This is a genomic window from Streptococcus sp. FSL E2-3494, from assembly GCF_038007085.1.
Classification (GTDB): Bacteria; Bacillota; Bacilli; order Lactobacillales; family Streptococcaceae; genus Streptococcus; species Streptococcus thermophilus.
This window is the reverse complement of the sequence record NZ_JBBOWN010000001.1, coordinates 634,264-658,284: the sequence shown is the minus strand read 5'-3', so window position 1 is coordinate 658,284 and position 24,021 is coordinate 634,264. Positions and strand designations below refer to the sequence as shown.

The window sequence follows — 24,021 nt, the reverse complement described above, 5'->3', positions numbered from 1 at the left end:
AACTTTTAAGTTCTTTTCTCTCTGTTAGAAAATGAATAAGATACTAAGCAACAAAGAGCTACTATACCAAATATTAAATAATTGCTCCTAATACTAAAGTTATCAGCAAAAATACCAGCTAGGAAATCAGCTAACATAAAACTAATCGAAATAAACAAATTATATACTGACCATGATACTGCTCTATTTTTTTCTATTGACATATTAAATTTATAATAAAAATGATTATTGTAGTTGGAATTAAGAACACGCATTAATAAAAGGATTATAATTTGGATGATTAGATTAGTTTGAAAAAACATGAGTATAGCTAATACTGGTAACATCAAGCTTACTTCAAACTTAATTTTTAGATAACTCCCCAAAGCCATAGATATATTAAACATAAATAGTATAATTCCCAGCATATCTAGTGAAAGTCCCTGTTCATTTAAGAATATCCCTGCATAAGAATTGCTAATCATAATTAGAGTTGAGAATGCTACTCCTAATATTATTAATAACCATGGAATATTTTGAATATTATCGAGGCTAAAAAATTTTTGTTTATTATTTTGTTCCTTTTTAATCTCGGGTAATCCTATTAAATATAATAAACTGAAAATTACAAATACAATGGATATAATAATAGGATAAATATAATTCCTATGCAATAAAGGTGGAGATATAATCGTAATAATAGCAATAAAAATATATTTTAATGTGTTGAGATTTTTCAAAAATGATTTATATACAACTTCGTCATCAATTATTTCAAAATTATAAGAAATAAGAACTCCTGAAGATAATGATTCTGACAATCCAAAAAATATCGCTGAAATATATATTATATTTGATTTTCCAAACAATAGGCCCCATAATGCTAAAATTAATAATAAATTTGAAATAGCCAAAATTTTCTTGTAACCAATCTTACTTGAAATATAACTTAAAGGAATATCAAAAACTGAGCCACATAGCTCAGTAATAACTGATAAAGTAGCTATTTCTGTGAACGAAAAACCTAAGTGCTTTAATAGTAAAATTCCTACAAAGTAGTACGGTAATCCAGATAGAAACATATTCATTCCGTATAAATTAAAAATCTTCTTACTCATAAGTTACAAACTGGGTCTCTAAAATATTTTGGACTCTTCTCCTTAATCAAGTTAACATAGCAGCCACCCTCGCAAATTTTTAACAATCCACAAGATAAACACTTAGAATTCTTCGTTCTAAAAGAACGAATCCCTCCATACAACGGATCATCATACCAAACATCTAACAAATCTTTTTCAAAGGCATTCTGCTTAGTTTGATTAACTCCTAAAAAAGCAATGCAAGGCAAGATATCCCCATTAGACATTATTTCCATCTTAGTATATTTTGCACGACATCCATAATACATTTCGCCAAACTCTGAAAATTCAATTGAATTATTTATCAACTCCGGATAAGCGGTGAAAAGATGACATCCCTCAGTAGCAAAATTTAAATTAGCTTCCCGTTGAGTTATATAATCTGTAACATACTCATTCAACCTTCTCAAATCAGCTAAATCGTATTTTTTCTTTATTTTCGTATATCCTGTTACCTCAGAATAATTAGCTACTGAAAATCTATCTATTTTATTCTCTATACAAAAATCAACCAATTCTATAATCTGCTCATAGCTTTGCTTTGTATACACTGCATTAATTCTACATTTTTTTCCAACCTCTTTAAAGTACTTCGCTAATTTAATTTGTCTATCAGGTCTCACCCCCATTAATTCAAAATTTAATTTAGGATCTAAAGTCTGCAAAGATAAAACCGGTGTAATATATTTAGATTTAGCTAGAATTTCCACTGTACTTTTCTTTATTAATTGGGCATTAGTTGTTATAGTAGTCTTTATCTTCAGTTCTTCACAAGCTATCAACAAATTATCAATATCAAAATATCTAGTCGGTTCCCCTCCTAAAATTGAAACACTTAACACTCCATTATCTTTTGCTTGGCGCAAAATTCTTTCCCAATCTTTAGCAGGTTTGGCATTTCTATCTTCACGATTTGCTAAAAAACAAAAACCACATTTTAAATCACAGTACATACTGGGGTATATTACTAGTTCAAGCGGAAAACTCAATATGTTATGTTTTTTTAATTTTGCTACATGCTTTCTCGCATTTTGAAGAGTCTCGTCAGGATTTTTCGATGATCCCTCAATATTATTATCAGAATAGATATTTAATAAGAGTACTCGCTCTAGTTTCCCTGCTTTTATTTCTTTCTTAAAAAAGGACGTAGCAATTTCAAAACCATGATTTTGAACCAAATAAAGAAAATAAGCTTCACTCTCATCTAACTCAATTCGGTCAAAAGTTACTTTATTTATCAAAATTCCACCAAACTTTTCTAGTCTAAATAAAAAATCTTCTGAAATTGTCATCATATTGAATACCTTTCTAAAAAAGCAGAGGAAAATATAGCCTCTGCTTAACTTATGGGATAAATTACTTTATCACTCCCAGCCGTCACCTTTTGCCATCACCTTCCAGCCGTCACCTTTTGCCATTGAACTAGACTCAAGGACTTTTTCAAGCTCTTTAGACATATTTGGTACTCCTTTCGAATATGATACTGTGATTATATTTCTTTTCAACACTTACAATAAAATATTCCCATATTTGCATTTTCTAACTACTAGCTAAAATTTTTTCTAAATGTCCTTCATAAGTCTTTGCTAAGTGATGACTTCCTGCTAATTTCATCGCTCCAACACACTTCTTCATTTCAATAATTGCTTTCACATTTCCATCCTCTTTATATTGATAAAGATTTTGTGCATACTTAAAGACTAAACGTTCATATACTTCTGTCTCAATAAAAAAGCATTGATTTAGCTGCTTTTCAAAATATAAAGCATCCATAAATTTTTCTCTTTCAACACATGTAATATATCCATTTAAAAGCATCGTTGAAATTAATCGTCTGTTATTTGGAATTTCATTGTAAAAATCAGAACGCCTAAACATTTCTCTTGCTAAGACCATGAAAACATCATGATTTAATACATCTAAAGTATTCGAGAAAATCAATAACTCATAGTACCCCCAGTATTCTACACTAAAGAGATAATCTGTTAAATATGTCAAATCATCCTTTGTATAGTAAGTTTCTCCTGATAAATCCTGTAGACGAATTTTCAATAAAATAATATTGATTTGATGAAATTTTTCTCGCCTATCTTCCAGTTCCATCTGAGAATAAAGTAATTTTTTCATACCTTCTACGTCACGTGTTGACACAAAATGACGTACTTTCGATAACAGTTCGTTTAACTCATCTCTATGAAAATCATGGACCGCATACATAAATTCATCTATTGGCATATTGATTTCATCTAAAATAAACATGAACTTTGAAATCGTTAAATCTGTTTCTCCTTTCTCAAATCGAGAGAGCTGAGACGTTGATATACCAGCCTTTGCGACGTCTTTTAATCGTAATCCTCTCGATTCTCGAAACTTTTTAAAAATTTCTCCAAATTTTTTCATACTACACCTCCATCACGCATATATGGGAATAATTTTCATTTGCTTTCATCATATCATACAATAAAGAAAAACAAAAGTGAGGATTATCACATGAAAAAGCAAATTTTACTAACACTTCTTCTTGTCGTATTTGAAGGCATTATCGTTATCGTCGTGGGATAAAGAGTCTGGGACAAAAGTCCTTTAGCTCCAAAAAGCAACGGCATAATGTACTGACCCCAAAAAGTTAGACAAATAATTTAAGTAAAGGATTTAGTTCTGTATTGTACAGGACTGAGTCCTTTTAGTTTTACCTTAATGCGTTTGTTGTTGTAATAATTAATATAGTCTGCAATTGCTTGTTCCAAATGCTCAATTGACTTAAACGTCTTCTCATAACCATAAAACATCTCAGACTTAAGAATGCCAAAGAAGGATTCCATCATGCCGTTGTCTGGACTATTGCCTTTACGTGACATGGATGGTTGGATTCCTTTCTCCTCTAAAAAATGATGATAGAAATCATGTTGATATTGCCATCCCTGGTCACTATGGAGAATTGTATTTTTGTAATGTTTCTCTGTAAAGGCTTGTTCTAACATAGCTTTCACTTGTATCAAGTTCGGTGACTTAGAAAGATTGTAGGCGATAATTTCACTATTGAAGCCATCTAAAATTGGCGACAAATAGAGTTTTTGGCTGCTTGCTGGAATGGCAAATTCTGTTACATCTGTGTAGCATTTTTCCAATGGTTTGGATGCTTCGAACTGGCGTTGGATGAGATTCTCTGCTTTCATACCAACCTCTCCTTGATATGAAGAATACTTACGTTTACGGCGAATTCTAGCGGTTAAACCAAGTACTTTCATAAGACGTTGAACTCTCTTATGATTAATCACAATTCCTCGATTTCTCAATTCAAGAGTCATTCGACGATAGCCGTAATTTCCTTTATGCTCAGTAAAAATGGCTTGAATTTCAGCTTTAATGTCATAATCCTTATCATTTTGATCCAGCTGTTTTAAGTGGTAATAATAGGTTGAACGAGCAAGCTTAATAATCTTTAGAAGCATATCTAAAGAAAACTCAGTTACCAATCCTCGGACAATTTCCGTTTTTCTTCTTGCTCTTTTTCTTCCCTCAATCGGAGTTCTCTCAACTTTTTAAGAACTGCATTCTCCGCTCTAAGGTACTCATTTTCTGCTTGAAGACGTTCCATTTCTTCCAGTTTTTTCTTTGGCTTACGTCCCATTTTAGATAACCTTCCTCTTGTTTTCTCAACAATAGTATACCCGTTTTTCTTATAGTGTGCGAGCCAGTTAGGAAGCGTCCCACGATTTGGGAGAGCATATTCAAGAGAAACTCTATCTTGAGAATAGCCTTTATATAGGACTTTATCAATCATTTCTTGTTTTAATTCAGGAGAGTAGTAACGATTCTTTCCTTTTTTAGCGATTTCTATTCCGTATCGATCAATCAATTTAATCATGTAGCTAAGATTAGAAATGTTTATCCCAAATTTATTTGAAAGCTGATCTAAGCTATATCCTTGGTTTCTAAGTTCATAGATTTGAACCTTATCTTCATAAGTCAATTTCATAATAAAAACACCCCGAAAGTTAGATTTTTTCTGTCTAACTTTTGGGGTGCAGTTCATAAAACCGTTGCTTTTTGCATGATTGTGATAGACTTGGTGAAATAGAATTGACCAAAAATCTTCTGAAATATAACAAGAGAGTGACTCGAATTTAAAAAGCTAGAGTTCCACAATTGGAAATCTCTAGCTTTTTTGTGACTGAGAACTTTTTGTCCCAGCCTCTACTTTCTACTGACTACTATCCTGCATGCCCTAAGTCGAGATAGAGAATATCTCGCTTAGTGGCATACTCTAGCGCATGTTCAACAGCCTCAAATAAATCTGAAGCTAGAAACCTTTTCGTAAAGACGGTTTCGTCTTTACGCTTAAATTTCGCAACATAACTATGTTTAGTCATTTTTTCTCCTTCTAATATTCATATTGTCCTTTAACACCACTATAGATCCAGTAAACTGCTTTATCATAAACTTGTTTAAAGGAGATACCTAATCGATTGGCTACATCAAGAATTGAAATTTGCTTACATTCCTCTATATTCATAAAATATCATCATTTTGTCGTAGTATTCGGCAATGATGGAACAGATGAGGATTCTTCTAAAGTTTTAGGAGTTGCCTTATCTAGATCATCTAACCCAGATTTCCAAACCTGTACTTGGTTGACCAATAACTTACCAGGTAGTTTCGAATAGTTCAAATTAACCGTTCTGGTTTCTGTTTGGTTTGTCTTTGATTGGTTGGCATTCTTTAAATCAGATACATAAGTTACATTATAAGAGACCATGGCAATGGCTTGATTCGTAGTCTGATTGACAAAGATATCTGCTTTTTCAAAATGATAATCCAAAATATAGTCCTTATACACTTGGTTCATGGCATCATTTTGACTTGTCAATTCTTGAGAATAGGCCGATTCAGTCATATAAGGTTGAATACGTGTATTATTTTCCCCTAGTTTTTCTTTCGTATAGTACTGTGTCAAAAATTCTTTTACAGTATCTGATGATAAAATACTTGCTTTATCTTCTGCTTGTTTGTCCTCTACAAGTTTAGCTGCAGCCAATTCGATTTCTTTTCGACTTTGTTTGGCAGTAGAATGTTGACCAGCAGTATATCCCATCATGAGAATAAAGCTAGTTGTGGCTACTGCTCCAACACTAATTAAGGCTTTAGTTTTGACTTTATTTAACATCTTAGACCTTCTTTCTATAAAAACTAGGTCAAGCATAACAGATAAATCTTGAAAAAAGTATCACAATAGAAAAAGGACTCTGTATTGAAAAAGAATCCTTAATTTCTTATAAGCCAATCAAATAATTTCTTCAAATTCCCAAAACTCACCACTGGAAATACGAGCCCTGAGTAGAATAAGAGCACGGTGTTTAGAAAATCTACCAAGACTGAAATCCGTTGAAAGCGGATAGTAAGTCGAATCATGACAAAGTAATAGCCGATGAAAATCAGGAAAGCAACCAATACCACGAGCAGTTCCTGGAAACTGATGACCTTCAAAGAAAAGTGGGGTAGTAAATCCTGACGAATCAACAATAGGGCAATCCAGAAGATCAAAGACAACCAAACAAAGTAAACCACTGCTCGTTGCAGGTAAATTCTATACACTGATTGCAAAGCATACTGGGTGCCAAAAGATTGCCCAGACCGAATCTCGTACTCCAACTCTTCATTTCCCAAGGAAACCACATGGGTCAAGATGAAATAATAATAGAAATAGGACAACTGAAAGTCAGAATTTCCCCTCAAAAGGCTATAAAAACCAAGAATGAAAATGACGTGGTAGAGGGTGTCAAACAGGGTATCCGCCCAGCGTCTCCTGCGAAAGAGATAAAATCGCTTCACTTCATTATACATGGAACAAACTTCCCTTCTTTTTGGCATAGGTCAAACAAGTTTGAAAGCACAAGTAACCCAAGAGCCAGTAAATCAAACCGTATCCCAGTAATAATAAAAGAACGAACCAACTTGGCTGGCGGATAAAACTCACCAAGAGATGGAAAGGCAAGAAACGAGTTAAAGTAGCAATCAAATGACTCGATTGTTCCTGAAAACCAACCAAAAAGAGAATCCCGTAAGCAAGGAGGCTAGTAATACTGGAAATTTTTGTAAAGACAAAGGAAAAACTGGCAAAGAGAAAGCCTAGACCATAAAGGGACGCAATAACCACAAAGGACAGAAGAAAGGTAACAAATGTAACGACCCAGTCAGTAGGAAAGGCAATCTGCTGAACCAAGGCAACCAAGCAAAACAATAGTAAGCATCTGTAACATTTTGTTCATTTACACGATACTGAGTAGCCACATTCATCATAACAAAGACATTGTCCTTTGTTTTGGTTTCAACCACAATCTCACTTTGAAGCAAACGTAGTTGAATACGAGCTGCAATTTTATCGATACCGAATGGCAAATGCATATGAATACCACTCGTTGCGATTTTTTGATAGCGTCCAAAACGTTCAACGATGGCTACTGACTGGCTACTGACTGTTGACGTACGACATAAAGCATACTGATGAGAATTCCCAAGATAATCAAGAATAAAATCAGTAAAAAGAGAAATGCTGCCTGCATGTTAAGTCCTCCAAAATAAACATTAAAGATTTCTTTGCTTTATTATAGCACAGTAATACAACTATTCAAGAAAAATAGTATATCTTTTTCAAGAGCTTTGACAATCATAAAAGAGGCTGAAACACTAGCGTTTCAGCCTCTTGTATTTTGTGACTAAGCTTAAAACCCAACAGTCCAAAAGGAAACTTTTTATTTACGATACATCTTATCTTGAAGGTAAATGTCATTATAAATCCCAAGCCATTTTTTACCTAAGTTATTATAGACTTCAAGGTTTTTGATGGTTGATTCTGATGGGTAAAAGGCTTTATCATTAGTAATACTCTTTGGAAGTAAGGTTTTAGCTGCCTCGTTAGGTGTGGCATAGCCGATATATTCAGCGTTTTGCGCTGCATTTTCCGGTTTAAACATGAAGTTGATAAAAGCATAAGCTTCTTTTTCATGCTTCACTGTTTTAGGAATGACCAGATTATCAAACCACAGATTTGAGCCTTCAGATGGAACAACATAACGAAGATCTTCATTTTTATCAAGCATCTCACTGGCTTCCCCTGAGAAGGTTACTCCAATAGCTGCATCACCTTGAATCATGTAGCCCTTCATCTCATCACCCACAATAGCTTTAATATTCGGTGTAAGGCTATTAAGTTTAGTTTCAGCCAGACGCAATTCCGTCATGTTCTTGGTATTCAAACTGTAACCCAAGCTATTGAGAGAAAAACCAATGACTTCACGCGCACCATCAACCATCATAATCTGGTTTCTGTATTCAGGTGACCAAAGATCATTCCAGTGCTGAGGTGCTTTTTTCACCAATTTCGTATTATAGACAATTCCGACTGTCCCCCAGAAATAAGGAATAGAATAGTCATTATTGGGATCGAAACTAAGACCCTTAAAGCTTGAGCCAATCTGATCGAAGCCATGGATTTTAGATTTATCCAACTTCACCAAAAGGTCTTCCTTGACCATCTTATCAATGGTGTAGTCCGAAGGTACAGCGATGTCGTAAGTCGTACCACCTTGCTTAATTTTAGTATACATAGCTTCGTTAGAATCAAAGGTTTCATACTGGACTTTTATTCCTGTCTCTTTAGTGAACTTGGTCAAGAGATCAGGGTCAATGTAGTCACCCCAATTATAAATAACCAGTTTGTCCGAAGCACTTCCGGTGCGACTTTGCATGTAGGCAGAAATTCCCCAAAGGAAGAAAATAATTGCTAAAATCCCTGACAGAAATTGATAGAGTTTACGCATCATGCTCCTCCTTTCTCTCCTGGGTAATCATATAATATCCAATGACTAGAAGAATAGAGAAGAGGAAGACAACCGTTGATAGGGCATTGATTTCCAAGGAAATCCCTTTACGAGCACGTGAGTAAATTTCCACAGCAAGTGTTGAAAAACCATTACCCGTTACAAAGAAGGTTACTGCGAAGTCATCCAAAGAATAGGTAAAGGCCATGAAATAACCAGCGATAATACCAGGTGTCAAGTATGGCAACATGACCTCGCGTAACATCTGCCATTGGGTCGCACCCAGGTCATAAGCTGCATTCACCATGTCTCGATTCATTTCCTTGAGGCGCGGCAAAACCATGAGAACCACGATTGGGATTGAGAAGGCAATGTGACTCAACAAAACCGATACAAAGCCAAGTTGGAAACCAATCCAGGTAAAGAGAATCAAGAAACTCGCACCAATCATAACGTCCGGTGCAACCATTAGCACGTTATTTAGGGATAAGATTCCAGTCTGCTGCTTCTGCTTGCTCTCATAGATAAAAATTGACCCAAAGGTACCAATAATCGTCGCCAAGAGGGCACTAAGAAAAGCTAAAAAGAAGGTTTGAGCTAAAATCAACATGAGTCGACTATCTGAAAACATGCTCTGATAGTTATCAAGAGTAAATCCTGTGAAACTATTCATATCGCCACCACTATTGAAAGAAAAGGCGATTAGATAAAAGATTGGCAGGTAGATGATAACAAAGACTAGAGCTAAATAGAGATTTGCAAATTTTTTCATTGACGTCTCTCCTTTGTTAACCACATGATTGCAATCATAGTAACAATAAGCACAACACCAATGGTCGCACCCATTCCCCAGTTTTGTGTTGTGAGGAAATGCTGTTCGATAGCCGTTCCTAGTGTAATAACTCGGTTCCCACCAATCAAACGTGTTAGCATGAAGAGGCTAAGACTAGGAATGAAGACCGATTGTACACCCGAGCGTACCCCATTAAGCGACAAAGGAAAGATAATCTTGGTAAAGGTCTGCCAATCATTAGCTCCTAAATCCTTACTTGCATTGACAATATTTTCATCCAAATCATCCAGAGCATTAAAAATCGGTAGAATCATAAATGGAATTTCAATATAACTGGCTACAAAAATGAAAGAAAAATCTGTAAAGAGAATTTGCATGGGAGCAATCCCAAAGAAACCAAGAAAGGCGTTAATTCCACCTTGTTGGCCAAAAATCCCCATAAAGGCATAAGCTTTTAGAAGAAGGTTGACCCAGGTTGGTAAAATAACTAACATCAACCAAAGTTGTTTATGCTTCAGTCTGGTTAGGAGATATGCGGTCGGATAAGAGATGAGGAGTGTCACTAAGGTTATGATGGCCGCATAAAGGACCGAGTTAAAGCTCATCCTCAAGTAAGTCCAACTGGAAAAGAAGGTTCCATAGTTGTCCAAAGTAAAATTGCCACTGATGTCAAAAAATGACTGGTAGAGCAGCATGAGTACTGGAGCAACTACGAAAAGTAGAAGCCAAAGAAGGTATGGTACCGAGAAGAGGCTAGCTGTTTTCTTCATGACGCTCCTCCTCAATGGCATTAATCAAGCCATCCTCAGGCTCTTCCATTTCCACATATTCTTCAATACGAGCATCGAATTCTTCCTCTGTCTCATTAAGACGCATGATATGAATATCTTCAGGCGTAAAATCAAGGCCAATAATCTCACCCTCAATCGCCTTACGGGTTGAATGAATCATCCATTCATTGCCAAGATTATCATAGGCAATGATTTCATAGTGGACCCCACGGAAAAGCTGTGTTTCTACACGAACCTGAAGCTTACCTTCCTCAGGAAGCGTGATTTGTAAATCTTCAGGACGGATAACCACTTCGACAGGTTCATTTGGACGCATTCCTCCATCAACAGATTCGAAACGTTTTCCGTTGAACTCGACCAAATAGTCCTCAATCATGACTCCTGGTAGGATATTAGATTCTCCGATAAAGGTTGCAACGAAATGGTTGATAGGCTCGTCATAGATATCAACAGGCGTTCCTGATTGAACAATTTCACCATCGTTCATAACAAAAATCCAGTCTGACATGGCCAAGGCTTCTTCCTGGTCGTGGGTGACAAAGACAAAAGTAATCCCTAGACGTTTCTGTAGTTCACGCAACTCGTATTGCATTTCAGTACGTAACTTCAAATCCAGTGCTGACAAGGGCTCATCCAAAAGGACCACACGTGGCTGATTGATAATCGCACGGGCAATAGCTACACGTTGGCGTTGACCACCCGATAATTTTTGAATCGAGCGCTTTTGATAACCATCTAGTTGAACCATTTTCAATGCTTCTTTTACACGCTCTTCAATTTCCTTCTTAGGCACTTTTTTTAACTTAAGCGCAAAAGCCACATTGTCAAAGACATTCATGTGTGGAAAGAGGGCATAAGATTGGAAAACGGTGTGAACATCCCTTTTATTGATAGGGATATCATTAATACGCTTTCCATCCAAAAGAACGTCACCACTGGTCGCATCTAAGAGACCAGCAATGATGTTCAAGATAGTTGATTTACCAGAACCAGAAGCCCCAAGCAGGGTATAGAACTTACCTTCTTCCAGTTCAAAGTTGATGTCTTTTAAAACTTGTGTGCCACTGTCTTCAAATACTTTCGAGACGTTTTGAAAGGCAATAATCGGATTAGTCAATTGTCATAAATCCTCCATGGATATCAAAAATAGGGTTAGTATTATTAATTTAATTTGTCGCCAATGATGCGAACTTCAGGCTCTAGTGTAACACCCGAATTTTCCTTAACCTTAGCGATAACATCTGCAATAAGATCTTCATAGTCTTTCGCTGTTCCTTGATCGACATTGACCATGAAACCAGCGTGCTTGGTTGAAACCTCAACACCACCGATACGATGTCCCTTGAGGTTAGCTTCCATAATAAGCTGACCAGCAAAATGACCTGGCGGACGTTTGAAGACCGAACCACATGATGGGTATTCGAGAGGTTGTTTAAGTTCTCGTAAGTGATTAAGGCGGTTCATCTCATGTTTGATTTGTTCGTAGTCTCCTGGTTTGAGGTTAAATTTTGCTGAAATAATCACTTCACCTGTTTCTTGGAGCACCGAACGACGATAACCAAAACGCATATCTCTTGCATCAATCGTACGAATATCACCATCTTTTGTAAGAACCTGAGCAGAAACCAAGATATGTGCAATCTCGCCACCATAGGCACCCGCATTCATAAAGACAGCACCACCAATACTACCTGGAATTCCCGCCGCAAATTCAAAACCGGTCAAACTATGGAAACAAGCCACCTTGGTTGTTGCAATCAAATTAGCTCCCGCTTCTGCTTCAACTTGATAACCATTGACAGCGATACCATTAAGCTTGTCAAACATAATCACAAAACCTCGGATACCACCGTCACGAACAATCAAATTACTGGCATTACCAAGCACCATCCATGGAATGTTGTGCTTGTTGGCAAATTTGACAATACGAGAAAGCTCATATCGGTTACGTGGAAAGGCCAAATAATCCGCTGGACCTCCAACCTTGGTGTAAGTATAACGTTTTAAGGGTTCGTCGAAACGAATATCAATCCCAACTAAATCTTCTTTAAGTTCATCTAACATGTTAATTCCCATACTTTTTCTATACATTTATTTCTTTGTAGGTATTGTGAAAAATTTCCCCTTATTACTATCACAACCTAAAAATGAGTTAGTATTTTCCCTAACAATTAAAAGAAAAATACCACAAAAAGCCAAAATTAATTATAGCAAAAAATCCCTATCTTGACGACAAGGAATTTTAGTAAAAACTAGTCCACTTGCTCCAATTTGCGGACATCACTAGTGTCTATTTGACTCAAATATTTTTTGTAGGCTTGACCAGTTTGAGGCTCAACTAAATTCTCGGCAATTTCTAGCAGAGGAACCAAAACAAAGGCCCTTTGAGTCATGAGAGGATGAGGCACTTTAAGGTGCTCAGTCCCCCAGATTTCCTGCCCATATAAAAGAATATCAATATCCACAGTTCGAGGGCCCCAATGCTCATGGCGAACGCGGTCTAAATCTTTCTCAATTGCCTGACAAGCACTCAGCAAGCTTTCAGCCGGCAACTGAGTGTCAAGTGCTAAAGCGAGATTCAAAAAATCAGCCTGGTCAGTTAATCCCCAAGCAGCCGTCTCATAATAAGAGGACACTGCTTTAACTTCCGTCTCAAGCAAGCGATCCAATGACTCCACCGCTTTTTTAAGATAGTCTTGACGATTTCCCATATTAGATCCCAAACTTAAATAAACTTTTGTCATCGACTACGCTCCAATTCAATTCCAACACTTCTATAGTGCCCATTAATTGGTGGATTTTCTTTAATAATTCGAATTTTAATAGATTGGATTGGCACAAATTGATCAAACAAGTCCTCACAAATAGCACCAGCTAAACGCTCAATCAAAATATACTTTTCTTCTTCCACCTGTCTCTGTACGGCTTCAAAAACTAAACCATAATGAACCGTATCTGCTAGATTGTCACTTTGTGAAGCCCTGGTCAAATCAACAACCAGCTCCAGATCTACCACAAAAATTTGCCCTAGGGTTTGCTCCTCAACAAAAGCCCCGTGATAGCCATAAAAACGGCAACCATTTAAAATAATTTTATCCATATTTTCTCCTTAAGACGACTAAACTCATCTTTATTCTAGCACAAAAAAGTTGAAAAGTTGGGCTCTAATTAGTATGATATTTTAGACAAATCTGAAGTTATTGTTTTTTCGGCCATACAATCGATTGCGTAATTCTTCTGATTTGGTAAAATAAAGGCACAGAAGTTTAAAAACTCCCTGATATCTAAACCAAGACTATGTCAACTAATAAGGAAGAAACTATGACAAATCAAACTGCAATGCAATACTTTGAATGGTATCTCCCAAGTGACGGCCAGCATTGGAACAACTTAGCTGAAGATGCCCAACATCTAGCAGACCTTGGCATCAGCCATGTTTGGATGCCACCTGCTTTCAAAGCTACTAACAAAGATGATGTTGGTTACGGAGTCTATGACCTCTTTGACCTTGGGGAATTCGACCAAAAGGGAACCATACGCACCAAATATGGTCTCAAGGAAGAATACCTTAATGCCATCAACCAACTCAAAAATGTTGGTATCATCCCTATGGCCGATGTTGTGCTCAACCACAAGGCAGCCGCGGATAAACTTGAAACCTTTTATGTGGTAGAAGTTGACCCTGAGGACCGTACCAAAGTAATCAGCGAACCGTTTGAAATCGAGGGTTGGACTCATTTCACTTTTGACGGACGTCAGAAAGCTTACAACGACTTTGAATGGCACTGGTACCACTTTAATGGGATTGACTTTGATGCCAAAAGAAATAAAAAAGGTATCTATCTTATCCAAGGTGACAACAAAGGCTGGGCACATAATGACTTGGTTGACAATGAAAATGGTAACTTTGACTACCTTATGTTTGCTAACCTAGATTATAGGCATCCTGAAGTTATAGAAAATATTTACGAATGGGCTGACTGGTTCGTCGAAACAACTGGTGTCCAAGGTTTCCGAATGGATGCTGTCAAGCACATTGATTATTTCTTTATGCGTAATTTTATTCGCGACGTCAAAGAAAAACAAGGTCAAAATTTCTATGTTTTTGGTGAATTTTGGAATGCCAAGGAAGAGGATAATAATACTTATCTCGAAAAAACTGAAAACCGCTTTGATCTTGTGGATGTTCGCCTTCATTACAATTTATATGATGCCAGCCTCAAAGGAGCAGATTACGATTTGACGACTATTTTCGAACAAACATTGGTCAAAAATCACCCTGAGCATGCGGTAACCTTCGTAGAGAACCATGACACCCAACGTGGACAAGCATTGGAATCTACTGTTGAAGAATGGTTTAAACCATCTGCCTATGCCCTCATCCTTCTTCGTAAAGACGGCCTTCCTTGCCTATTTTATGGTGACTACTATGGCATTGATGGTGAGTTTGCTCAAGAAAGTTTCAAAGAGGTCCTAGACACCTTACTTTACGCTCGTAAAGATTTGGCTTATGGAGAGCAAACAGACTACTTTGACGACCCTAACTGTATTGGATGGACACGCTCTGGTAATGAAGACTGTACTCCATTAGCCGTAACCATTTCTAATGATGCTGCCAACAACAAATCTATGGAAATTGGAAGTGATTGGGCTGGACAAACTTTCTATGATATTCTTGGAAACTGCTCTGATACTGTAACAATTGACGAAGACGGGTGGGGAGACTTCCCAGTCTCTGAAAAATCTGTCAGCGTTTGGACAATTCAAGACTAAGAAAAAAGCTCGATTTGAGCTTTTTTTAATTTCATAAAATTCCTGAGATAGTCTTAACGACATCACGATTGGCTTCAACATTATGGACACGGACAATCTGACATCCTTTGCTAACAGCATAAGCAGATAAAGCAGCTGTCCCTTGATCACGGTCCTTGGCAGGAATATTTCCACCTAGGAGAAAATCCACAACACGCTTACGAGAAATCCCAAAAAGAACAGGATACCCAAGTCCAACAACTTTGTCCAAGCCCCTAAGCAGGTCAATATTGTGTTGAACATTCTTGGCAAAACCAAAGCCAGGATCAATCCAAATATTTTCTTTAGCTACACCTGCTTCCAAGGCAGCTTGCGTACGTTGACTAAGGAAAGTACAGACATTCTCTGTGACATCATTGTATTTTTCTTCTTTTTGATTATGCATGAGGATAATCGGTACATTTTTTTCAGCTGATAAGGCTAGCATCTGACCATCATAAAGTCCTGCCCAGACATCATTAAGAATATCTGCACCTGCTTCAAGAGCAGCTCTGGCAGTGGCTGTCTTGTAAGTGTCAATACTGATAAGAACATCATATTTTTCCTTAATAGCTTGTATAATTGGTACTATACGAGCAATCTCTTCTTCCTCGGTTACAAATTCCGCTCCAGGTCTTGTAGATTCACCACCTACATCGATAATGCTAGCCCCTTGGGAAATCATACGCTCAACCTGGGCCAATGCATCTTCAATTGTGTCAAAATCCCCACCGTCTGAGAAAGAGTCTGGGGTGACATTCAAGATTCCCATAATGCAGGCCTTACCTGCAATTTCATGTTTACCAATAAACATTTTAACTCCTATTAACTCCTAAAAATCACGCATCAAAGAAAGAATTTCCTTACGTTCTTCACGGTCTTCTTTATAGATGCCTTTAGCAACCGTTGTGATGGTCTTACTTCCTGGTTTTTTAATACCACGCATAGTCATACACATGTGCTCAGCTTCCACCATAACAAAGACCCCTCGAGGATTAAGGGCTTCTTCAAGCGCTGTAGCGACTTGATCTGTGAGACGTTCTTGCAATTGTGGACGACGGGCTGCCACTTCAACAGCACGTGCCAATTTTGATAGTCCTGTCACCTTATCCCCACTTGGCAAATAGGCTACATGAGCCATGCCATAAAAAGGAACCAAGTGATGCTCACACATAGAGTAAAAAGGAATATCCTTAACAAGTACAACTTCATCATGAACCTCTGAAAAAACCGCTGTAAACTGATCTTTCGGGTCTTCATTTAAACCTGAAAACATCTCAGCATACATCTTAGCCACACGTTTTGGCGTATCCAAAAGACCTTCACGCTCAGGATTCTCACCCAAAGCTTCCAATAATTGATAGACTGCTTGTTCTACTTTTTCTTGATTTTCCATAATTTCCTCTTGAAACCTTATAATACTACCTATTATAACTCATTTTGCTTGATTTTTCTTGCAAAAAATAAAATTGTCTAGCTGAATTCTAACCAAAAAAGCGAAAACTCCCCGTCACACGAGAACCGTTTTCGCTTGTCTTTATTTAATCTTTTAAGTGGTAAGAATATGATGAAATGACAATATTTTCACGCCATTTGAGATAATATTTCAATCGTAAACTCGTCTGGTTGTGAAGTATATTTTGCCATGATTTTTTCGGAACAAACTGTGGAATCAAAACAGTCAGAGTCGCATTATCCTTATCAGCCTGAGTAGCCACTTCGTCTACATATTGAATAGTTGACTGTGTAATTGAGCTGTAAGGTGATCGGATATGAACCATCTCGATTTCTGGGAAATATTTTTTAAACTCTTGTTCGATTTCCTTATCCTTATTCTCTGTATCTTTAGTAGACACGTGCATAACAATAACCTTATCACCAATAGAACGTGCATAAGAAATGGCACCAATATTAGCCTTTGTAACATTTCCCACCAAGATAAGGACAATGTTACCTTGATAATGATGTTCTTTGACTGGGCCATCAATACGCAACTGTTGAGCAACCCCATCGTAATGTTTCTTAATCTTAAGAAACATCCACATCAAAATAGCAATAATTGGGAAGAATGGCCAAATATCCCCTAAACGGAAGAGAATGAGAATGAGAACAATACCGTAACAAATTAAGGCACCTAAAATATTAGCTAAAGAATGCTTCCAGAAACCCTTACCATATTCACGACTCCAATGAACAACCATACCTGTTTGAGAAAGTGCAAAAGGAACGAACACCCCTATTGTATAAAGCGGAATCAAACGTTCCGTATTTCCTCGGAAAATGAATAAGAGAGTAATGGCCCCAATAGCCAGCGTCAAGATACCGTTAGAGTAGGCCATACGTGCACCTTTTTCAAGATAGATATGAGGCATGTATTTATTCTTAGCCATGTTAAAGGACAACATCGGAAAGGCTGAAAAACCAGTATTTGCTGCCACTGCAAGAATCATGGCAGTTGAGAACTGAAAAATATAAAATAAGATACTGCCAAACCATGAATCACCAAGAATTTCCCTAGCCAGTTGCGCCAACATTGTCACACCTGAATGAGGTGTAATACCAGTCCACCAGTTAAGAAAGGTAATTCCAGTAAACATAATTCCCAAAATACTTGACATGATAAAGAGGGTTGATGCCGCATTCTTAGACTTAGGTTTCTTAAAGAAAGGCACTGCATTAGAGATAGCTTCCACCCCTGTCAATGAAGCCGAACCTGAAGTAAAGGCCCTTAAAATAAGAATCACTGACACACCTGTAATCGGTTGGCCTAAATGCGCCGTAGCCGCATAAGGCATATGCCCCGTTAAGATCTGTAAGAAACCATATCCTAATAGGAACAGCGTTGAGGCAATAAAGAGATAAACAGGAACCATCAAAGACTTTGCCGACTCACGCATTCCCCTGAGGTTCAACACCATTAAAACAAGCACCAAAATTATTGAGATTTGAAGATTATAGGGGTGAAGTAATGGAATGGCTGAGGTAATGGCATCTGCACCTGCGGCAACTGAAACGGCAACTGTCAACATATAGTCGACTAGGAGGCTACCTCCAGCTATCAAACCAAATTTAGGTGACAGATTTTCCGAAGTTACCATGTAGGCTCCACCACCTTGTGGATAGGCCTTAATTACCTGTCTGTAAGAAATGGTAAGGCTAATCAAAAGGACTAAAACCAAAATCCCAATCGGGATAGACCACCAAATAGCAGCTCTTGATACAGCCATCAAAACCAATACGACTTGCTCAGGGCCGTATGCGATAGATGATAGAGCATCACTCGACAACATAGCTAATGCCTGAACCTTAGATAATAAGTGATCATCACTGCTATTATCATGGGTCAAGGGTTCACCTATTAAAAAGTTTTTCAGACGTTGTAACATTTTTTCTCCTTACTTTTAAAACACATGAAGTATTATACGCCCCTAATTCTTATCCTTCAAGTCTTAAACAGCACTTTCCTGCTCTAAAATCCATTTTCGAACTTGAGAAATAAAATAAAGAGATCCTGTAATAACATAAAGTTTATCATCATTAGCAGTCACGTGTTCCTCAATCCATGTCTGGAAGTCTGACACTTGTTTATAAGTAACTGGGTACTTGTCCAATTTTACACTATTTGGATACTCAAAGCTTGTTACTGTCAAATCACCGACTGACTCTAACTGAGCCAACATACTATCAATAGGCTTAGTATCAATAGCTGCGAAAAGCAATTCGATATCCTTATCCGCATACTCTGACCTTAACAAATCAATTAAGACCTTAACACTTTCGTTATTATGAGCACCATCTATCATAAGATTAGGCATCAAGAACTCTGTCCGACCTAACCAACTAGCATGAGCCAGTGCATCCTTTATGAGTTCAGGAGTTACTTTAGGATAATCCTTTTGAAGCAAAAGACTAGCCATGATAGCCAAACTAGCATTTGCCACCTGATGTTGACCAGCCATAGCCAAGGCTATACCCTCCAACCTCTGCTCCTTGTAAATAAAATCAAAGGAATGGCTAGACCCTTCAGCGGTGAAATCTTTACCCAACTCATAGGTCTTAGAACCTTCTTCATTCGCCTTCTGTTTAAAAACATCTCGAACGTCAGTACGGTCAGTCGCATAAATAAAAGACGCTCCATTTTTTAAAACACCAGCCTTTTCTGTAGCAATTTCAGCATGAGTATTGCCCAAGACCGCCTGATGATCTAAGCCAATCGATGGACAGATGACCGCTAGAGGACTAAATAGATTGGTAGAATCATGCAGGCCACCCATTCCAGCTTCAATAAAAGCAATATCAACAGGATGGACTTGCCCAAAGTAGAGGAACATCAAGACTGTGATAATCTCAAACTCTGTCGCATTTTCGTGCTCTGTCTCTTTTGGGAGACGTTCAACCACCGGCTTAACACGCTCAACTAAGCCAAGTAGATTCTCTTCTGAAATCATCTGACCATTGATAGAAATGCGTTCTTTGAAATCAATAATATAGGGTGAGGTAAATGTTCCAACTTCATAGCCGGCTTGAGAAAAAATCGTTTGTAAGGCATTGACAGTAGATCCCTTACCATTTGTTCCCACAATATGCACAGCCTTAAGATTGTCCTGTGGGTTTCCTAGTTCTTCAAGCATCCAGGCCATACGTTCCAAGCCAGGCTTAATGCCAAATTTTAATTGACCATGAATCCAATCCAATGCTTCTTGATAAATCATAATTGCTCCTTTTTAAGCTAATGCTTTGACTTAGCCATTAAACTAGTTTTTCTATGAGCCTAATACCACTTTAACCCTCTTATTATACCAAAGATTGCTAGCTATAACCAAAATATAAAAAAGGCAACCCTAGGGTCACCTCTTAAGCTTTCTCTTTTTCGTCAATAACAAGACGAACTTTTTTACCTTGAGTAGGTACCGAATAGACAATCGCTCTTATCGCCTTAATAGTACGTCCCTTTTTCCCGATAACACGCCCAATATCGGATGGGGCAAGATCAAGATGGTACTCCAAAAACTCAGGACCGTCAATAATCTTGATGGTCAACTGATCTGGTGAAGTAATTAAGGGGTTAATGATAGCGATAATAAGATTTTCAATGGTATCCATAGGCTAAAAAATTATTTTGAGAATTTTGATTCGTGGAATTTTTTCATAACGCCTTCTTTTGAAAGGATGTTACGAACTGTATCTGAAGGTTGTGCACCTTTAGACAACCACTCAAGAACACGTTCTTCTTTAAGTGTTACTTGGTTTTCTTCAACGAGTGGGTTGTAAGTACCAACTGTTTCGATGAAACGTCCATCACGTGGAGCACGTGAGTCTGCAACGTTAATACGGTAGAAAGGTTTTTTCTTAGAACCCATACGAGTCAAACGGATTTTTACTGCCATTTTTAATTTCTCTTTTCTTTAGTTTTTTTATTATGGTGGAGGCACTTACTGCCTCTTTACCTTAACTAGTATACCATATCATTTTTATGTGTCAAGAAAAAAACTTGACAGATTTAAATTTTCTACAAAAAACTAGAGACAAGCTCTAACTTCCTTATAGGACTATTTCTTGGTAGTACTATTATGATTTTTTTCATAAGCCACCTTTGCTTCAGCATACTCGACTTCTAAGCCATTAACTGTCGCTTTAGAAGCTTTCTCAGTTCATATATTTGAACTTTTATCTTCATAAATCAATTTCATAATAAAAACACCCCAAAAGTTAGACTTTCTCTATCTAACTTTTGGGGTGCAGTTCAAGTTTGACTAGGCCTTTTTTTTTCCATACTTTTGCTATAATAGAGCCATACCTATCAAAAGGAACTCAACATATGATAATAGATCAGCAACTTGTTTGCTACAAACGCCTTCCAAACTGGACAGCCACAACACTCCCAGAAATGGTGACTCAAAAACATAACACTAAGGTTGGAACCTGGGCTAAACTGACTATTCTATCAGGAACTCTTCACTTTTATGAATTAGATGAACAGGGAGAGATTACTGCAGAGCACCTCTTCACACCTGAAACAGAAATTCCTTTTGTCGAACCACAATCTTGGCATCGAATCGCTGCTGCTTCAGATAATTTAGAATGCTATCTTTCCTTCTACTGCAAGCCAGAGGACTACATGGCTAAAAAGTATGATACTAAAGCCCACTCTGAGGTTCTTGAAGCCGTCCAGTCTGGACATATTAAACCTGGTCGTACCCTTGATTTAGGCTGTGGCCATGGTCGTAACGCTCTTTATTTGGCATCACTTGGACACGAAGTTACTGCCGTTGATATTAACAATGAAGCCACACAACGTATCCAAATGATTGCTGATGAAGAAAGTTACAATGTTAGAGCTGGCTACTACGATATCAATGTTTCTGCTCTTCCTGAGTCTGAAACCTTTGACTTCATCCTCTCAACAGTGGTCTTCATGTTCCTAGATCCTAATCAAATTCCAGCTATTATCCAAAATATGCAAGAGCGTACAGCCATTGGTGGTTACAACCTAATTGTTTGTGCCATGGATACAGAAGAGCACCCTTGTACCATGCCTTTCCCATTTACTTTTGAAGAAGGCGAGTTGAAAAACTACTATAGTGACTGGGAATTAATCAAGTACAATGAAAATCTTGGTCACCTTCACCGTTTAGATGAGCATGGCAATCCAATCGCCCTTCAATTTGCGACCATGTTAGCCAAGAAGGTAACATAAGAACGAATGACTGTAAAAGAACTGATTACAGCTTGACTTATCTTCAAATTAAAAACTAGAAATCCAGCTAAATTTCTAGTTTTTAATTGTTTACAATATCTGCATCCCCTGATTTAAGGTCTGCGTTTTCTGTTTTTTTGACATAATACACGCTACTATTAGTAGTTGGTGAGTAAAGAACAATGGGCGTTTCGTCTTTTTTAGTCGTAAAGAAACAGTGGTGAACAGAAGCATTTCACCATCTCTCATAAACCGAAATAATGGTATACTCAGAATTGCTATTACCAGTTGTAGCCATAGGTTGCATCCAAAGACAGACTATTGTCCTACATCCAACGGATAGGCAAAGAAGAGGATTCATTTGTAATTTCTTTGTATCTAGACTTATTCATCTACTTTCCCCAAGAAACAATCAAACTAGCAGATTGACTAGCCCTGTCATTGGACCAACTCAGATTTTCAGTCTAGGCTTCCTTGGCATGATTAGAATCAGGTGTATCAATACTTGCACTGCTAGATTCGTTTGGCTTATTATTTTCACTAGATGAAGTGATAGTATCCTCTGTTGATGCGAATATCAAGCTAGCCACTGTGAAAGATGACTTAGTCTCTTTATAGTTCAAGAGTCAGACTAATGGCTACTACGATTGCTACGAGGTATTCTAAGAGTGTATAGATATACTTATAATGTTTCGAGACTTCAATAAGGCCAAACTAATAAGCCAGTTGTAGTTCATCAGATTTTGGCTTACGTCCCTGAACTTACTCTTAGCAGGGGGATTAAAGACTTATAAGAGCAGACAGATTCAGTCAAAAGAAGGAAATCAGGAAACCCATGATCAGTAGGAGACTGATTAAGGTTGTAGTGTAAGAGATACCTTGGATAAATCAGGAAGAAGAAACTCATCCCTGGAAAAACGACAAGAGGAAGCACTAGCCCCTGTAACCACCAAATCATAACACTAAGAATGATTTGTACAAAGAAGAAAACCAAAAACAAATCATAAATGCATATTTATTTTTTTCATTGATTGTCACCTCCATCTAGGTTAAGTATAGTCCTCCTATCTTCACTTATCAATCCCATGACTCGTCTGACATCTTATTTTCTGCTACAATAGAAAAAAACAATTCAAAGAAGGAAACTGTACATATGAAATTAATTTCTTGGAATATTGATTCCCTAAATGCTGCTCTTACCGGTGACTCTGCGCGTGCTCAATTATCACGCGCCGTTATCGATACTTTGGTCACTGAAAATGCGGATATCATTGCTATTCAAGAGACAAAATTATCTGCTAAAGGGCCAACTAAAAAGCATTTGCAAATCTTAGAAGACTACTTCCCTGACTATGTCATTACTTGGCGTTCATCTGTTGAACCTGCCCGTAAAGGTTATGCTGGAACCATGTTCTTGTATAAAAAAGAATTGACACCAGTCATCACTTATCCTGAAATCGGAGCACCTTCAACCATGGATTGTGAAGGACGCATCATAACTCTCGAATTTGACACCTTCTTTGTGACACAGGTCTACACACCAAACGCTGGTGACGGGCTCAAACGTCTACTCGAACGTCAAATCTGGGATGAAAAATATGCGGATTACCTAGCTGAATTGGACGCTCAGAAACCAGTCCTTGCTACTGGTGATTACAACGTTGCCCACAAGGAAATCGACTTGGCCAACCCTTCAAGTAATCGTCGTTCACCAGGCTTTACAGATGAAGAACGTGCTGGCTTCACTAATCTCCTCAATAAAGGTTTTACAGATACTTACCGTCACCTCAATGGTGATGTTACAGGTGCCTATACATGGTGGGCCCAACGTAGCAAAACATCTAAAATTAATAATACAGGCTGGAGAATTGACTACTGGTTGACTTCAAATCGTATTGCCGATAAGGTCACAAAATCAAACATGATTGACTCTGGTGATCGCCAAGACCACACACCTATTGTCTTAGAGATTGACTTATAAAATAACTCTAGACCTAACCCCCTAAAAAGA

General features: G+C 37.6%; 26 protein-coding genes and 1 pseudogene. 4 read left to right on the top strand and 23 right to left on the bottom strand.

All coding sequences use genetic code 11. The annotated features are described in order from the left end of the window. Window positions 1-5: 5 nt before the first annotated feature. The 8 genes from NST05_RS03465 to NST05_RS03430 form a co-directional block, all read right to left on the bottom strand. Window positions 6-1,097, bottom strand: coding sequence for an MFS transporter (locus NST05_RS03465; RefSeq protein ID WP_011681382.1), 1,092 nt, complete (start codon window positions 1,095-1,097; stop codon window positions 6-8). Next, window positions 1,094-2,413, bottom strand: coding sequence for a KxxxW cyclic peptide radical SAM maturase (gene kwcM, locus NST05_RS03460; protein WP_011681383.1), 1,320 nt, complete (start codon window positions 2,411-2,413; stop codon window positions 1,094-1,096). Before kwcM ends, NST05_RS03465 begins: the two co-directional genes overlap by 4 nt. Window positions 2,414-2,482: 69 nt before the next feature. Then, the gene (locus tag NST05_RS03455) at window positions 2,483-2,575 is read right to left on the bottom strand and encodes a KxxxW-cyclized peptide pheromone (protein ID WP_011681384.1); all 93 of its coding nucleotides are present in this window, start codon (window positions 2,573-2,575) and stop codon (window positions 2,483-2,485) included. 82 nt (window positions 2,576-2,657) lie between these two features. After that, window positions 2,658-3,518 carry an Rgg/GadR/MutR family transcriptional regulator gene (locus tag NST05_RS03450; protein ID WP_084829018.1) on the bottom strand — a complete coding sequence of 287 codons (861 nt, stop codon included), beginning with the start codon at window positions 3,516-3,518 and terminating at the stop codon, window positions 2,658-2,660. A gap of 239 nt (window positions 3,519-3,757) precedes the next feature. Then, window positions 3,758-5,097 (bottom strand): IS3-like element ISSth6 family transposase gene (locus NST05_RS03445; protein WP_095559508.1). Its coding sequence is split into 2 segments (ribosomal slippage): window positions 3,758-4,656 and window positions 4,656-5,097, totalling 1,341 coding nucleotides; the frame shifts between segments, so codons are not numbered across the junction. 235 nt (window positions 5,098-5,332) lie between these two features. Continuing rightward, on the bottom strand, window positions 5,333-5,491 hold the full coding sequence (locus NST05_RS03440; protein ID WP_011681388.1) for a hypothetical protein: 159 nt from the start codon (window positions 5,489-5,491) through the stop codon (window positions 5,333-5,335). Window positions 5,492-5,643: 152 nt separating this feature from the next. After that, complete coding sequence (locus tag NST05_RS03435; RefSeq protein WP_084829019.1) at window positions 5,644-6,285, bottom strand: peptidylprolyl isomerase; 642 nt, start codon at window positions 6,283-6,285, stop codon at window positions 5,644-5,646. Window positions 6,286-6,402: 117 nt separating this feature from the next. Next, on the bottom strand, window positions 6,403-6,672 hold the full coding sequence (locus NST05_RS03430; RefSeq protein WP_157795601.1) for a hypothetical protein: 270 nt from the start codon (window positions 6,670-6,672) through the stop codon (window positions 6,403-6,405). Between the two features lie 122 nt (window positions 6,673-6,794). Between NST05_RS03430 and NST05_RS03425 the strand changes: the two genes are divergently transcribed. Then, window positions 6,795-7,088, top strand: coding sequence for a hypothetical protein (locus NST05_RS03425; RefSeq protein ID WP_157795602.1), 294 nt, complete (start codon window positions 6,795-6,797; stop codon window positions 7,086-7,088). Between the two features lie 270 nt (window positions 7,089-7,358). Here the strand turns inward: NST05_RS03425 and NST05_RS03420 are convergent. The 8 genes and pseudogenes from NST05_RS03420 to folB all read right to left on the bottom strand — a co-directional run. Beyond that, window positions 7,359-7,681: pseudogene (locus NST05_RS03420) on the bottom strand (SPFH domain-containing protein); the annotation flags it as partial. A gap of 189 nt (window positions 7,682-7,870) precedes the next feature. Then, window positions 7,871-8,938 carry an ABC transporter substrate-binding protein gene (locus tag NST05_RS03415; RefSeq protein ID WP_340742983.1) on the bottom strand — a complete coding sequence of 356 codons (1,068 nt, stop codon included), beginning with the start codon at window positions 8,936-8,938 and terminating at the stop codon, window positions 7,871-7,873. Then, window positions 8,931-9,710 carry an ABC transporter permease gene (locus NST05_RS03410; RefSeq protein WP_011681478.1) on the bottom strand — a complete coding sequence of 260 codons (780 nt, stop codon included), beginning with the start codon at window positions 9,708-9,710 and terminating at the stop codon, window positions 8,931-8,933. The genes NST05_RS03415 and NST05_RS03410 overlap by 8 nt, the downstream gene beginning before the upstream one ends. Beyond that, a complete protein-coding gene (locus NST05_RS03405; protein WP_002951547.1) occupies window positions 9,707-10,501 on the bottom strand; it encodes an ABC transporter permease in 795 nt (264 codons plus the stop codon). Before NST05_RS03405 ends, NST05_RS03410 begins: the two co-directional genes overlap by 4 nt. Further along, window positions 10,485-11,639: an ABC transporter ATP-binding protein gene (locus NST05_RS03400; RefSeq protein ID WP_002953381.1), complete on the bottom strand. Its 1,155-nt coding sequence runs from the start codon at window positions 11,637-11,639 to the stop codon at window positions 10,485-10,487. The genes NST05_RS03405 and NST05_RS03400 overlap by 17 nt, the downstream gene beginning before the upstream one ends. A 44-nt stretch (window positions 11,640-11,683) precedes the next feature. Then, entirely contained in the window at window positions 11,684-12,586 is a 903-nt protein-coding gene (murB, locus tag NST05_RS03395) for a UDP-N-acetylmuramate dehydrogenase (RefSeq protein WP_014608604.1), read from the bottom strand. A 188-nt stretch (window positions 12,587-12,774) separates the two neighbouring features. Then, window positions 12,775-13,266, bottom strand: coding sequence for a 2-amino-4-hydroxy-6-hydroxymethyldihydropteridine diphosphokinase (gene folK, locus NST05_RS03390; RefSeq protein WP_011681480.1), 492 nt, complete (start codon window positions 13,264-13,266; stop codon window positions 12,775-12,777). Further along, window positions 13,263-13,622, bottom strand: coding sequence for a dihydroneopterin aldolase (folB, locus tag NST05_RS03385; protein WP_084829021.1), 360 nt, complete (start codon window positions 13,620-13,622; stop codon window positions 13,263-13,265). The genes folK and folB overlap by 4 nt, the downstream gene beginning before the upstream one ends. A 221-nt stretch (window positions 13,623-13,843) precedes the next feature. On the opposite strand from folB, the gene NST05_RS03380 reads away from it, so the two are divergent. After that, window positions 13,844-15,295 carry an alpha-amylase gene (locus tag NST05_RS03380; protein WP_082309085.1) on the top strand — a complete coding sequence of 484 codons (1,452 nt, stop codon included), beginning with the start codon at window positions 13,844-13,846 and terminating at the stop codon, window positions 15,293-15,295. Window positions 15,296-15,326: 31 nt separating this feature from the next. Here the strand turns inward: NST05_RS03380 and folP are convergent, their stop codons facing one another. The 6 genes from folP to rpsP form a co-directional block, all read right to left on the bottom strand. Next, window positions 15,327-16,127: a dihydropteroate synthase gene (folP, locus tag NST05_RS03375; RefSeq protein ID WP_002953386.1), complete on the bottom strand. Its 801-nt coding sequence runs from the start codon at window positions 16,125-16,127 to the stop codon at window positions 15,327-15,329. 18 nt (window positions 16,128-16,145) lie between these two features. Beyond that, window positions 16,146-16,709: a GTP cyclohydrolase I FolE gene (gene folE, locus NST05_RS03370; RefSeq protein ID WP_011226385.1), complete on the bottom strand. Its 564-nt coding sequence runs from the start codon at window positions 16,707-16,709 to the stop codon at window positions 16,146-16,148. A gap of 145 nt (window positions 16,710-16,854) precedes the next feature. Beyond that, entirely contained in the window at window positions 16,855-18,699 is a 1,845-nt protein-coding gene (locus NST05_RS03365; protein ID WP_340742900.1) for an APC family permease, read from the bottom strand. A 63-nt stretch (window positions 18,700-18,762) separates the two neighbouring features. Beyond that, the gene (locus NST05_RS03360; protein ID WP_022097000.1) at window positions 18,763-20,025 is read right to left on the bottom strand and encodes a bifunctional folylpolyglutamate synthase/dihydrofolate synthase; all 1,263 of its coding nucleotides are present in this window, start codon (window positions 20,023-20,025) and stop codon (window positions 18,763-18,765) included. A gap of 142 nt (window positions 20,026-20,167) precedes the next feature. Further along, window positions 20,168-20,416, bottom strand: coding sequence for a KH domain-containing protein (locus NST05_RS03355; protein ID WP_002951562.1), 249 nt, complete (start codon window positions 20,414-20,416; stop codon window positions 20,168-20,170). Between the two features lie 11 nt (window positions 20,417-20,427). Further along, window positions 20,428-20,700 (bottom strand): 30S ribosomal protein S16, encoded by a 273-nt coding sequence (gene rpsP, locus NST05_RS03350; protein WP_002884675.1) that lies wholly within the window; start codon window positions 20,698-20,700, stop codon window positions 20,428-20,430. Window positions 20,701-21,131: 431 nt separating this feature from the next. On the opposite strand from rpsP, the gene tehB reads away from it, so the two are divergent. Next, the gene (gene tehB / locus NST05_RS03345) at window positions 21,132-22,010 is read left to right on the top strand and encodes an SAM-dependent methyltransferase TehB (protein ID WP_002951563.1); all 879 of its coding nucleotides are present in this window, start codon (window positions 21,132-21,134) and stop codon (window positions 22,008-22,010) included. A 464-nt stretch (window positions 22,011-22,474) separates the two neighbouring features. Here the strand turns inward: tehB and NST05_RS03340 are convergent, their stop codons facing one another. Continuing rightward, window positions 22,475-22,633 (bottom strand): hypothetical protein, encoded by a 159-nt coding sequence (locus tag NST05_RS03340; protein WP_014727655.1) that lies wholly within the window; start codon window positions 22,631-22,633, stop codon window positions 22,475-22,477. A gap of 530 nt (window positions 22,634-23,163) precedes the next feature. Here NST05_RS03340 and NST05_RS03335 point away from each other — a divergent pair. Next, window positions 23,164-23,991 (top strand): exodeoxyribonuclease III, encoded by an 828-nt coding sequence (locus tag NST05_RS03335; protein WP_022096998.1) that lies wholly within the window; start codon window positions 23,164-23,166, stop codon window positions 23,989-23,991. Window positions 23,992-24,021: the final 30 nt, after the last annotated feature.

Bases quoted from the DNA above. Each gene is read 5' to 3' on its own strand.
- NST05_RS03465 (WP_011681382.1), bottom strand. From the start codon at position 1,097: ATGAGTAAGAAGATTTTTAATTTATACGGAATGAATATGTTTCTATCT.
- kwcM (WP_011681383.1), bottom strand. From the start codon at position 2,413: ATGATGACAATTTCAGAAGATTTTTTATTTAGACTAGAAAAGTTTGGT.
- NST05_RS03455 (WP_011681384.1), bottom strand. From the start codon at position 2,575: ATGTCTAAAGAGCTTGAAAAAGTCCTTGAGTCTAGTTCAATGGCAAAA.
- NST05_RS03450 (WP_084829018.1), bottom strand. From the start codon at position 3,518: ATGAAAAAATTTGGAGAAATTTTTAAAAAGTTTCGAGAATCGAGAGGA.
- NST05_RS03440 (WP_011681388.1), bottom strand. From the start codon at position 5,491: ATGACTAAACATAGTTATGTTGCGAAATTTAAGCGTAAAGACGAAACC.
- NST05_RS03435 (WP_084829019.1), bottom strand. From the start codon at position 6,285: ATGTTAAATAAAGTCAAAACTAAAGCCTTAATTAGTGTTGGAGCAGTA.
- NST05_RS03425 (WP_157795602.1), top strand. From the start codon at position 6,795: ATGGGTCAAGATGAAATAATAATAGAAATAGGACAACTGAAAGTCAGA.
- NST05_RS03415 (WP_340742983.1), bottom strand. From the start codon at position 8,938: ATGCGTAAACTCTATCAATTTCTGTCAGGGATTTTAGCAATTATTTTC.
- NST05_RS03410 (WP_011681478.1), bottom strand. From the start codon at position 9,710: ATGAAAAAATTTGCAAATCTCTATTTAGCTCTAGTCTTTGTTATCATC.
- NST05_RS03405 (WP_002951547.1), bottom strand. From the start codon at position 10,501: ATGAAGAAAACAGCTAGCCTCTTCTCGGTACCATACCTTCTTTGGCTT.
- murB (WP_014608604.1), bottom strand. From the start codon at position 12,586: ATGTTAGATGAACTTAAAGAAGATTTAGTTGGGATTGATATTCGTTTC.
- folK (WP_011681480.1), bottom strand. From the start codon at position 13,266: ATGACAAAAGTTTATTTAAGTTTGGGATCTAATATGGGAAATCGTCAA.
- folB (WP_084829021.1), bottom strand. From the start codon at position 13,622: ATGGATAAAATTATTTTAAATGGTTGCCGTTTTTATGGCTATCACGGG.
- NST05_RS03380 (WP_082309085.1), top strand. From the start codon at position 13,844: ATGACAAATCAAACTGCAATGCAATACTTTGAATGGTATCTCCCAAGT.
- folP (WP_002953386.1), bottom strand. From the start codon at position 16,127: ATGTTTATTGGTAAACATGAAATTGCAGGTAAGGCCTGCATTATGGGA.
- folE (WP_011226385.1), bottom strand. From the start codon at position 16,709: ATGGAAAATCAAGAAAAAGTAGAACAAGCAGTCTATCAATTATTGGAA.
- NST05_RS03365 (WP_340742900.1), bottom strand. From the start codon at position 18,699: ATGTTACAACGTCTGAAAAACTTTTTAATAGGTGAACCCTTGACCCAT.
- NST05_RS03360 (WP_022097000.1), bottom strand. From the start codon at position 20,025: ATGATTTATCAAGAAGCATTGGATTGGATTCATGGTCAATTAAAATTT.
- NST05_RS03355 (WP_002951562.1), bottom strand. From the start codon at position 20,416: ATGGATACCATTGAAAATCTTATTATCGCTATCATTAACCCCTTAATT.
- rpsP (WP_002884675.1), bottom strand. From the start codon at position 20,700: ATGGCAGTAAAAATCCGTTTGACTCGTATGGGTTCTAAGAAAAAACCT.
- tehB (WP_002951563.1), top strand. From the start codon at position 21,132: ATGATAATAGATCAGCAACTTGTTTGCTACAAACGCCTTCCAAACTGG.
- NST05_RS03335 (WP_022096998.1), top strand. From the start codon at position 23,164: ATGAAATTAATTTCTTGGAATATTGATTCCCTAAATGCTGCTCTTACC.